At 75.4% G+C, this 10,211-nt stretch carries 10 protein-coding genes; 3 read left to right on the top strand and 7 right to left on the bottom strand.

The annotated features are described in order from the left end of the window. Positions 1-120: 120 nt before the first annotated feature. On the bottom strand, positions 121-573 hold the full coding sequence (locus tag G3T38_RS14325) for a MaoC family dehydratase (RefSeq protein WP_163772984.1): 453 nt from the start codon (positions 571-573) through the stop codon (positions 121-123). 73 nt (positions 574-646) lie between these two features. On the opposite strand from G3T38_RS14325, the gene G3T38_RS14320 reads away from it, so the two are divergent. Beyond that, positions 647-1,753 carry an adenosine deaminase gene (locus tag G3T38_RS14320; RefSeq protein ID WP_163772983.1) on the top strand — a complete coding sequence of 369 codons (1,107 nt, stop codon included), beginning with the start codon at positions 647-649 and terminating at the stop codon, positions 1,751-1,753. On the opposite strand, the gene G3T38_RS21055 is transcribed toward G3T38_RS14320, so the two are convergent. Genes G3T38_RS21055 through G3T38_RS14305 form a run of 3 tightly spaced genes read right to left on the bottom strand, consistent with a single transcriptional unit; the run spans position 1,725 to position 5,474 of the window. Further along, on the bottom strand, positions 1,725-3,014 hold the full coding sequence (locus G3T38_RS21055) for a hypothetical protein (protein WP_194247578.1): 1,290 nt from the start codon (positions 3,012-3,014) through the stop codon (positions 1,725-1,727). The two genes, G3T38_RS14320 and G3T38_RS21055, sit on opposite strands and share 29 nt — an antisense overlap. 22 nt (positions 3,015-3,036) lie before the next feature. Then, complete coding sequence (gene deoC / locus G3T38_RS14310) at positions 3,037-3,750, bottom strand: deoxyribose-phosphate aldolase (protein ID WP_163772982.1); 714 nt, start codon at positions 3,748-3,750, stop codon at positions 3,037-3,039. Between the two features lie 35 nt (positions 3,751-3,785). Next, on the bottom strand, positions 3,786-5,474 hold the full coding sequence (locus G3T38_RS14305; protein ID WP_163772981.1) for a phospho-sugar mutase: 1,689 nt from the start codon (positions 5,472-5,474) through the stop codon (positions 3,786-3,788). A 32-nt stretch (positions 5,475-5,506) separates the two neighbouring features. Between G3T38_RS14305 and G3T38_RS14300 the strand changes: the two genes are divergently transcribed. Together G3T38_RS14300 and G3T38_RS14295 are read left to right on the top strand one after the other, a co-directional pair. Beyond that, positions 5,507-6,478 (top strand): GNAT family N-acetyltransferase, encoded by a 972-nt coding sequence (locus G3T38_RS14300; RefSeq protein WP_163772980.1) that lies wholly within the window; start codon positions 5,507-5,509, stop codon positions 6,476-6,478. Continuing rightward, positions 6,471-6,938 carry an SRPBCC family protein gene (locus tag G3T38_RS14295; RefSeq protein WP_163772979.1) on the top strand — a complete coding sequence of 156 codons (468 nt, stop codon included), beginning with the start codon at positions 6,471-6,473 and terminating at the stop codon, positions 6,936-6,938. Before G3T38_RS14300 ends, G3T38_RS14295 begins: the two co-directional genes overlap by 8 nt. A gap of 496 nt (positions 6,939-7,434) precedes the next feature. Here the strand turns inward: G3T38_RS14295 and G3T38_RS14290 are convergent, their stop codons facing one another. The 3 genes from G3T38_RS14290 to G3T38_RS14280 are packed head-to-tail and all read right to left on the bottom strand — an operon-like array spanning position 7,435 to position 10,020. Beyond that, positions 7,435-8,451, bottom strand: a complete 1,017-nt coding sequence (locus G3T38_RS14290) for an aldo/keto reductase (RefSeq protein WP_163772978.1) — start codon at positions 8,449-8,451, stop codon at positions 7,435-7,437. A gap of 53 nt (positions 8,452-8,504) precedes the next feature. Next, on the bottom strand, positions 8,505-9,323 hold the full coding sequence (locus tag G3T38_RS14285; protein ID WP_163772977.1) for an NAD-dependent epimerase/dehydratase family protein: 819 nt from the start codon (positions 9,321-9,323) through the stop codon (positions 8,505-8,507). Between the two features lie 37 nt (positions 9,324-9,360). After that, on the bottom strand, positions 9,361-10,020 hold the full coding sequence (locus G3T38_RS14280) for a biliverdin-producing heme oxygenase (RefSeq protein ID WP_163772976.1): 660 nt from the start codon (positions 10,018-10,020) through the stop codon (positions 9,361-9,363). Between the last annotated feature and the right edge of the window lie 191 nt (positions 10,021-10,211).

Raw genomic sequence — 10,211 nt, 5'->3', positions numbered from 1 at the left:
CCCCCCCCCCCCCCCCCCCGCCCGCCGGGGGGGGGGCCCCCCCCCCCCCCCCCCCCCCCCCCCCCCCCCCCCCCCCCCCCCCCCCCCGGGGGGGGGGGGAGGGACGGGGTACGGCGACGCTCAGGGCAGCAGGAGGACGACCGTCTCCGCGACGCAGGCGGGCTTCGCCTCGCCCTCGATCTCGATCGTGTAGCGGATGTGCACCTGCTTGCCGGCCGGCAGGTCGGCGACGTCGCCCAGCGCCACGTGGGCGCGCACGCGGCGACCGACGAGGAGCGGCTGCGGGAAGCGCACCTTGTTGACGCCGTAGTTGAGCTTCGCGCCGGGGGTGTCGAAGCCGAAGACCAGGCTCCCGAGCCACGGCACGAGGGACAGCGTGAGGTAGCCGTGCGCGATGGTGCCGCCGAACGGACCCTCCGCCGCACGCTCGACGTCGACGTGGATCCACTGGTGGTCGCCAGTGGCGTCGGCGAAGGTGTTGACTCGCTCCTGGTCGATCTCCACCCAGTCGGAGACCCCCAGGTCCTCACCGGCGGCGGCCGCGACCTCGTCGAGGGACGTGAACGTGCGCATGGGCGCTCCTCTCCCGGCCTGGCGCCGGTGCGTCGATTACCGCTGCGGACCCTACCGACTGCGAAGATGGACCATGGCCGAGACCACCCCTTCCGCCGCCCCCGCAGACCTCTCCCGCGAGCTCATCCGCCGCGTGCCCAAGGTGCTGCTCCACGACCACCTCGACGGTGGCCTGCGCCCGCAGACCATCGTGGAGCTGGCTGCCGAGATCGGTCACCCGCTGCCGGCCGACGACGCCGCGGGCCTCGCCGACTGGTTCGCCGCGTCGGCCGACTCGGGCTCGCTGGTGCGCTACCTCGAGACGTTCTCCCACACCGTCGCCGTGATGCAGACCGTCCCCGCGATCACGCGGATCGCGCGGGAGTGCATCGAGGACCTCGCCGCGGACGGCGTGGTCTACGCGGAGGTGCGCTACGCGCCGGAGCTCATGACCGACCAGGGCCTCACCCCCGACGCGGTGGTGGCGGCGGTGCAGGCCGGCTTCGAGGAGGGCATGGCGCTGGCGCGCGAGGCCGGCACCCCGATCGTCGCCCGGCAGCTGCTCACCGCCATGCGGCACCAGGCGATGTCGCGCGAGATCGCCGAGCTCGCGGTCTCCTGGCGCGACCGGGGCGTGACGGGCTTCGACATCGCAGGGGCCGAGGCCGGCTTCCCGCCCACCCGCCACCTCGACGCGTTCGAGTACCTGCGGCGCGAGAACGTGCACTTCACCATCCACGCCGGCGAGGCGTTCGGGCTGCCGTCGATCTGGGAGGCGCTCCAGTGGTGCGGCGCCGACCGGCTCGGCCACGGCGTGCGGATCATCGACGACGTCGAGGTCGGCCCCGACGGCCAGGTGCGGCTCGGGCGGCTGGCCAACTACGTGCGCGACAAGCGCATCCCGCTGGAGATGTGCCCCAGCTCGAACGTGCAGACCGGCGCGGCGGCGTCGATCGCCGAGCACCCCATCGGCCTGCTCGCCGACCTCCGCTTCCGGGTCACCGTCAACACCGACAACCGGCTGATGAGCCGCACGTCGATGACGCAGGAGATGTGGCTGCTGCACACCGAGCTCGGCTTCGGGCTCGACCGGCTCGAGTGGCTGACGACGAACGCGATGAAGTCGGCGTTCACCCACTACGACAAGCGCTACGCGCTCATCACCGAGGTCATCAAGCCCGGTTACGCGGCGCTGCGCTGAGCCCCGGCGCGAGCGCCCGCCGACCGCGGGGCGCGCGCTCGCGCCGGCTCGTGCAGCGCGTCGGCACGGCGGTCTCGGCCGGCAGCACGCCGCCCCAGACGCGGGGCCAGCCGAGGGCACGGGCCTCGTGGCGCGTCACCTCGCCACGCGTGACGCGCACGGTGCCGCCGCTGCCGGGCTGGTAGGCCACGAGGTGGTCGTCGCCCGCCTCCAGCACGAGCACCACGTGGCGGGGGAGGAGCCGCGTGCCGACGTACAGCGGCACGGGGTGCCCGCCGGCCACGGCGGACACGAGCTGCTCCCAGAAGTCGTCGCGGCGCCGCACCCAGACGTACCCCGTGCCCGGCCGCCCCGAGACGAGCCGCAGGTGGCGGGCGAGGGCCCAGGGCGCCGTGCCGAGCCGCTTGGGCCAGGGCGCCTGCGTCTCGCCCGCGAGGCGGAGGCCGTTGGTGGCGGTGTGCACGGCCAGCGCCTCGTGGCGCAGGCGCGCGGGCACGTCGGGGTCGCCGAGCACGGCGGCGGCGTACGACGCGGAGTGGTGCAGGTGCGCCACCACGAGGCAGCACGAGCCGCAGGTCGTGGGGTCGGGCTGCCGGAAGCCCTCGATCGCGGCGGCCAGCGACGACGGCGTCCGGCGGGGCCGGGACTCGACGTCGGCGGCCAGGTCGCGCAGGGCGGCGAAGGCGTCGTGGGTCGACGCCGGCACGCAGCCCACGGCGACCGCCCGCTCGACGACGCCGCGCTGGGCGCGGGCGAGCGCCGCGCCGCGGCGCACCAGCACGAGCGGGGGCTTGCGGTGCTCGCGCAGGTCGCGGGTGAGCCGCCGCCAGAAGGTGACCCCTGCGGGCTGGGTGAGGCAGTACGCCGCGGCGAGCAGCCCGCGTGCGGCCAGCTCCTCGACGACGTCGGTGGCGAAGATCCCCTCCGTCACCACCAGCGGCGACCCGCCGAGGTCCAGCACCTGCGAGCCGGTGCGGCCGTTGGCCGAGATCTCGTAGGTCGGCACCTCGACGCGACCGGCGCGGCAGACCTCCTCGAGGGCGGCCAGCGCCTCGTCCCGCAGCCAGGAGCCGGGGTGGTCCCAGTCCACGATCCCGGCGTTGGGGCCGGTGGCGATGCGCGGGAGCGCCGGGTCGTCACCGTCGCGGTAGAAGTCGTCGAGCCGCAGCACGGGCAGGCCGAGACGCTGCGCGAGCCGCGACTTGCCCGACCCGGAGGGACCGGCGAGGACGATGACGCGAGCGGCGAGCGGGGTCGTCATGGGACCGCGGCGGGCGTCGGGCTCAGTAGCCACCGGCGGCGGGACCACCGCCGAGGAGGGCGCGCGAGCCGGAGACGCCGAGGCGGGTGGCGCCCGCGGCGACCATCGTGCGGGCCTGCTCGAGGGTGCGCACCCCGCCCGAGGCCTTGACGCCGAGCGCGGGGGCCACGGTCTCGGCCATGAGGCGCACCGCGTGCTCGGACGCACCGCCGGCGGGGTGGAAGCCGGTCGAGGTCTTGACGAAGTCCGCGCCGGCCTCGGCGGAGGCGCGGCTGACCGCCACGATCGCCTCGTCGGACAGGGCGGCGGACTCGATGATCACCTTGAGCACGGTCGGCGCCGGCACAGCGGCGCGCACGGCGGCGATGTCGGCCTGCACGTCGGCGTACCGGCCCTCGACGGCGGCGCCCACGTCGATGACCATGTCGACCTCGTCGGCGCCGTTCGCGACCGCCTCGGCGGCCTCGGCGGCCTTGACGGCCGAGGTGTGCTTGCCGCTCGGGAAGCCGCAGACGACCGCGACGTGGAGGCCCTCGGGCACCGTCAGCGGCAGCATGTTCGGGGAGACGCACACGGAGTAGACGCCGAGCTCGGCCGCCTCGGCGACGAGCGCCTCGACGTCCGCCCGCGTCGCCTCGGGCTTGAGCAGCGTGTGGTCGATGAGACGGGCGATCTCCGCGGCCGTCGGCTCGTCGGTGGTCGCGGGCGTGGGCTCGGGGGTCTGCGCGTCGGTCACCGCGCCAGCATAGGAGGCACCCGGCCCGCCGCGCCTCAGAGGCCCGCCGCGGCCTTCACCCCGAGCTTGAGGGCGTCGAGGCGCTGGGCGGCGACGATGCGCGCGGCGGCGACGCCCCCCGCCTCCCCGTCCTCGACCGGCACGACGACCTCGAGGTAGCACTTGATCTTCGGCTCGGTGCCGCTCGGCCGCACGATCACGCGCGCGCCGTCGGCGAGGCGGTAGCGCAGCCCGTCCGTCGGCGGCAGGTCGGCGCTGCCCTGCGCCAGGTCCTCGGCGCTGAGCACCCGCAGGCCGCCGAGCTCGGTCGGCGGCGTCGTCCGCAGGCGGGCCATCGCGTCGCGGATGACCTGGAGGTCCTCGACGCGCACCGACAGCTGGTCGGTGGCGTGCAGCCCGTGGGCGCGCGCGATGTCGTCGAGCGCGTCGGAGAGCGTGCGTCCCTCGGCCTTGAGCGCCGCCGCCTGCTCGCAGAGCATCAGCAGCGCCGACACGCCGTCCTTGTCGCGCACCGAGCCCGGGTCGACGCAGTAGCCCAGCGCCTCCTCGTAGCCGAACGCCAGGCCCTCGACCCGCCCGATCCACTTGAACCCGGTGAGCGTCTCGAGGTGCGGCTGTCCCGCTGCCTCGGCGATCCGGCCGAGCAGGGACGACGAGACGATCGAGCAGGCGAAGATCCCCTGGGCGCCGCGCGCGAGGAGGTGCGTCGCGAGCAGGGCACCCACCTCGTCCCCGCGCAGCATGCGCCAGCCGGCGGGCTCGGTCGCGTCGGCGCCCGGCACGGGCACGGCGGCCGCGCACCGGTCCGCGTCCGGGTCGTTGGCGACGACGAGGTCCGCGCCCGTGCGGGCGGCCAGCGCGATCGCCGCGTCCATGGCGCCCGGCTCCTCGGGGTTGGGGAAGGCGACGGTCGGGAACGTGCCGTCGGGCTCCTCCTGCTCCGGCACGACCGACGGCTCGGCGAAACCGGCGGTCTCCAGCACCTGGCGCACCGGGACGCCGCCGACGCCGTGGAGCGGGGTGTAGACGATCCGGAGGTCGCGCGGGCCCTCGCCCGCCAGCTCCGCGACGGTGTCGAGGTAGCGGTCGACGATCTCGTCGTCGAGCACCGTGCCGCCGTCGCCGCGCGGGACGTCGGCGAACGCCCCGACCGCGGCGATCCGGGACGAGATCCCGCTGTCCGCGGGCGGCACGATCTGGCAGCCGTCGCCCAGGTATACCTTGTAGCCGTTGTCCTCCGGGGGGTTGTGGCTGGCCGTCACCATGACGCCGGCGACGGCGCCGAGCTCGCGCACGGCGTACGCCAGCAACGGGGTCGGCAGCGGCCGGGGGAGCACGTGCGCCCGCAGCCCGGCGCCGGTCACGACCTCCGCCGTGTCGCGCGCGAAGACGTCGGAGTCGCGACGCGCGTCGTACCCGATCACGACGGAGGCGCCCGGCCCGGCGCCGTGGTCGCGGAGGTACGCCGCGAGCCCGGCCGCCGCGCGGGTGACCACCACGCGGTTCATGCGGTTGGGGCCGGGCCCCAGCGCGCCCCGGAGGCCGGCCGTGCCGAACTCGAGAGTGCCGTCGAAGCGGTCCGCGAGGTCGGCGAGCGCGGCAGCGTCTCCGGCCTCGACGCCGGCGAGGACGTCGGCCAGTTCCGCACGCGTGCGCGGATCGGGGTCCTCGGCCATCCAGTCCCGTGCCGACGCGATCAGGGTGCTGGTGTCCGCGGTGCTCATGGCGCTCACGGTAGTGGGTGCAGGATGGAGCCGTGCCCTCTCCGACCCCTGTCGACGACCTCGCGGGCGGCGCCCCGGACACCTCCGACCGGTTGACGCGGCTCCACGACGCCCACGCCGTCCGCCTCGCCGCCGTCGACCCGCTCGTGCGTCCCGCACCGCCGAGCGCGGGGGAGTCCGACCGCCTCCTCCTCAGCGGCGAGGTGGGAGCAGTCGCGGCCGTGCGCGAGAGCGACCTGCTCTGGGTCGCCCGCCGGGCGCACACGCTCACGGTCCGTGCCGCCGCCCCCGACGTCGATGCCTGGACGGCGGTGCTGGACCGGTGGCTCGCGCAGGTCGCCGCCGACCCGGCGGCCACCGACGCCGAGACGTCCGCGACGGTGGCGCTCGCGAGCCGCGACGTCGACCTCGTCGCCCCCCTGGTCGCCCGCCACTTCGGTCCGGCCTCGATCCTGGCGATCCGTGCCCTCGACCGCGCCGACCCCGACGAGTGGCGGCGTCCGCCCCCGGGCGTCCGGGTCCGCCCGGCCGGGTCCGGGGACCTGCCCTGGCTGCTCGACCGGTCGGTGGACCTGCACGCCTGGGAGAGCCGGTTCGGCTACGTGCCCGTGCGACCGGAGGCCCGCGCCGCCCTCGAGGGCGAGCTCGGCGAGGCGCTGGAGCGCGACGAGGGCTGGACGTGGGTCGCGGAGGTCGACGGCGCCCCTGTCGCGTTCGTCCAGGTGAACCCACCGGAGGCGGCCGGGTGGGTCAACGGCGCCACGTGGCTGGCGCCCACCGGCTACCTCGTGCAGGCCTACGTCGCGCCGGACCTGCGCTCCAGCGGGCTCGGCCGCGTGCTGGCCGCTGCTGCCCACGCGCGCGCCGCCGAGGAGGGCTGGGCGGCGATGCTGCTCCACCACTCCGGCGTGAGCGGCTGGTCCACGCCCTTCTGGGCCTCGATGGGCTACCGGCCGCTCCTCACGTCGTGGATGCGCCGACCGGCGTTGCGCGCCGGTGCGTGAGCCGCAGGGCACGCCGGCGTACGTCTTCACCGAGCGCTGGCTGCTGCCCCACCCGCCCGACGCCGTCGCGACCGTGCTGCTCGACCTCGCGGCGTACGTCGACTGGTGGCCCCAGGTCGTCGCCGTCGGTCGGCTGGGCGACGACGACGCCCTCGTGCTCTGCCGCTCCACGCTGCCCTACGACCTCGAGCTCCACCTGCGCGCGACCGAGCGCGCCCTCCCGAGGCTGGAGGTGGCGATCGGCGGGGACCTGGTGGGTACGGCGCGCTTCACCCTCGTCGCCGTCGGGGCCGGGACGCGGGTGGACTACCGCCAGGAGGTCGACCTGGGCGGGTGGTTCGGACGCGTGCCCGGCCCCGTGCTGCGCCTGCTCGACCCGCTCCTGCGCTGGAACCACGCGCGGATGATGGCCGGCTGCGTCGCCGGGCTGCGGGCGCGGGTGGTGGAGCTGGCCGCCTGACGCCGGACGTCATGCGTCGCGACGGTCGGGGCCGCCGCTCCGCATGACGTCCGCGAGGGGCTGATGGTCTCGAGCGGGAGGGGGTTCGGAACTGTGCGGTTGGTGCGGATTTGTTCGCCGGAGATCCACCCCACCCGCACACTTCTTGGCGCCCGGCCGCGCGCGGCGCTGGACCCCAGCGACGCCGTACGCCGCGGGAGCCGCCACCGAACGTCATGCGTCGCGACGGTCGGGGCCGGCGGTTCGCATGACGTCCGCGAGGGGCTGATGGTCTCGAGCGGGAGGGGGTTCGGAACTGTGCGGTTGGTGCGGATTCGTTCGCCGGAGATCCACCCCACCCGCACACTTCTTGGCGCCCGGCCGCACACTTCTTGGCGCCCGGCCGCGCGCGGCGCTGGACCCCAGCGACGCCGTACGCCGCGGGAGCCGCCGCCGGACGTCATGCGTCGCGACGGTCGGGGCCGCCGCTCCGCATGACGTCCGCGAGGGGTGGGGCTCAGGCGTCGATGCTCGACATGTCGCCGTACCGCCCGCCGACGACCGCGTCCCGCGGGACGGCGGTCTCCAGCTCGGCGAGCACGTCGTCGTCCAGCCGGAGGGCGCCTGCGCCGACGTTCTCCTCGAGGTAGGCGGTGCGCTTCGTCCCGGGGATGGGGGCGACCCCGACCCCGTCGCGCCCGGACCGCGCCAGCACCCAGGCGAGGGCGAGCTGTCCGGGCGTGGCGCCGAGCCGGTCGGCGATGGCGCGCACCCGGGCGACGAGGGCGAGGTTGGCGTCGAGGGCCTCGCCCTGGAAGCGCGGGAAGTACGCCGTGCGGCGCGAGTCGTCGGCGGCGAGGTCGGACTCGGCCGTGATCGCACCGGTGAGCAGGCCGCGGCCGAGCGGCGAGTAGGAAACCAGCCCGATGCCCAGCTCGGCGAGGACGGGCCAGATGTCGTCCTCGAGGTCGCGGCTGAACAGGGAGTACTCGGTCTGCAGCGCCGTGATCGGGTGCACCGCGTGGGCGCGCCGCACGGTGTCGGCCGCGGCCTCCGAGAGGCCGAGGTGCCGCACCTTGCCCGCGGCGACCAGCTCCGCCATCGCGCCCACGGTCTCCTCGATGGGCACGGTGGGGTCGACCCGGTGCTGGTAGTAGAGGTCGATGACGTCGACGCCGAGCCGCTCGAGCGAGGCGTCGCACGCCCGGTGCACGTAGTCGGGCCGCCCGTTGATGCCGACGCGGGTGCCGTCGGGGAGCCGCTCGTTGCCGAACTTGGTGGCCAGCTGCACGCCGTCGCGGCCCTGGGCGCTCGAGGCGATCGCGGCGCCGACGAGACGCTCGTTGGTGAAGGGGCCGTACATGTCGGCCGTGTCGAGGAACGTGACGCCGAGGCCGAGCGCGCGGTGGATGACGCGCGTCGCCTCGGCCTCGTCGCCCGTGCCGTAGAACTCGCTCATGCCCATGCAGCCCAGGCCCTGGGCGGAGACGGTCAGGGGCGCGGCGGTGCCGAGGGTGGTGCGGGGGATCGTCATGACCCCAGTGAAGCGCGGCGACCCGAACCGCCGCACGCTCCAGGGCCGGCGACTCAGAACGCCGGTCGCCAGAACTCCTCGGTCGCGAACGGTCCACCGACCCGGGAGGCCTCGACGCCGTCCTCGGCGCGGGCGGCGATGCCCGCGGCGTACGCCTCCGCGTCGTCGACCGGCTCGTAGCCGAGGGCCCGTCCCGGGGCGAGGTCCCACCAGCCCCGCGTGTTGGCGGAGACGCCGTAGAGCACCGCGAACCCCGGGGCGGGGGCGGTGAGGGCGGCCAGCACCATCCGCACGCAGTCGCCGGGGGAGAGCCAGGTCGCACGGTGCCGCTCGGTCGTCGGCTCGTCGAGGAACGAGCCGATCCGGCAGGCCACCGCGTGCACGCCGTGGCGGTCGGCGACGAGCTGGAGGAGCGCCTCCGCGGCGACCTTCGCCAGGCCGTAGTAGGTGTCGGGACGCGGTGGCGTCGTCACCGGGAGCGGATCGGCCGGGGTGTACGACGCGTGCGGCGTGCCCCCGACCGCGTGGTTGGAGGACGCGTAGACGATGCGGTCCACGCGGTGGGCGAGCATCGCCTCGAGGAGCGCCGCGGTCGTCACCGTGTGGGAGGTCAGCGAGTCCGACAGGCTGCCCTCGCCCGGGTTGCCCGCGAGGTGCACGACGGCCTCGAGCGGTGCGCCGCCGGACGCCTGCTCGGCGAAGACGGCGGCCACGTCGTCGGGGTCCGCGCAGTCCGCGGTGTGCCACGGCACCGTCCAGCCGGTGGGGGCGGGGGCGCGGTCGAGCCCGACCGCCTCGTGTCCGGCCTCGAGCAGCCCGGCGACCACGACCTGACCGATGGAACCGGCGGCGCCGGTGACGAGAACGCGCATGGCCCCGACCCTAGTGGGGGGAGCGTGGGGCCGGGCGTCAGCGGCGGTAGCGCTCCAGGTCGGCGCTGAGCTCCGCGAACAGCGCCTGGTTGAGGGTGAACGCCACCTTCACCTCGTCGACGACCCGGGCCTTCTCCGCGGCGGTCAGGGCGAGACCGTCGAGGCGTGCGCGGTAGCCGTCCTTGTAGGGCTTCGGCTTGGGGATCTCGGCGAAGTCGTAGAACGCCACGCCGACACCGTCGACGAGGTCGAACTCGCGGCTGAGGATCCGGCCGATGGCCTGACCGCCCGACAGGTCGCCCAGGTAGCGCGTGTAGTGGTGGGCGACGAAGAGCGGCGCCCAGGCGGTCGCGGAGGCGATGCGCTCGGCGTACGCCGCAGCGGCCGGGCTGTCGACGCTCGTCGTCCCCGGCGCCCAGTGCGCGAGGTCCGCGTCGATCGCGTCGAGGCGCTCGAGCGCGGGGTCGGAGACCGCGGCGACGGCCGGCTCGGCGCTGAGGGCCCGGGCGGTGGCCTCGAGGGCGGCGTACACCTGGCGGAGCCGCAGCAGGTACGCCGCGTACCCGACCTCGTTGATCCGGCCCGCGAGCAGCTCCGTCATGAAGGACGAGCCCTCGGCGGCGGTGTGCTCGGCCTGCGAGCCCTCCCGCATCACGGTCGAGAGCGGGGCGTCGAGATCGTGGGCGAGGACGGTCATGGCGGGGCTCCCGGTGGTGGGTGGTGGGCGGCGGGTGGCAGGTGGGACGGCGCGGACGGGGGTGACGCACGGCCGCTTCTCGACAGAGTGTCGACATCTTCTCGACAGTCTGTCAAGATGCGTGCCGACCCAGGTAAGCCTCGCCTGAGTTTGATTAGGCTACCCTAAGCCGACGGCGCCGGTCCTGATCC

Source organism: Nocardioides zeae (assembly GCF_010686755.1).
Classification (GTDB): Bacteria; Actinomycetota; Actinomycetes; order Propionibacteriales; family Nocardioidaceae; genus Nocardioides; species Nocardioides zeae.
Note: the sequence above shows the minus strand (reverse complement) of the source record. Positions and strands in the feature narration are given on the sequence as shown.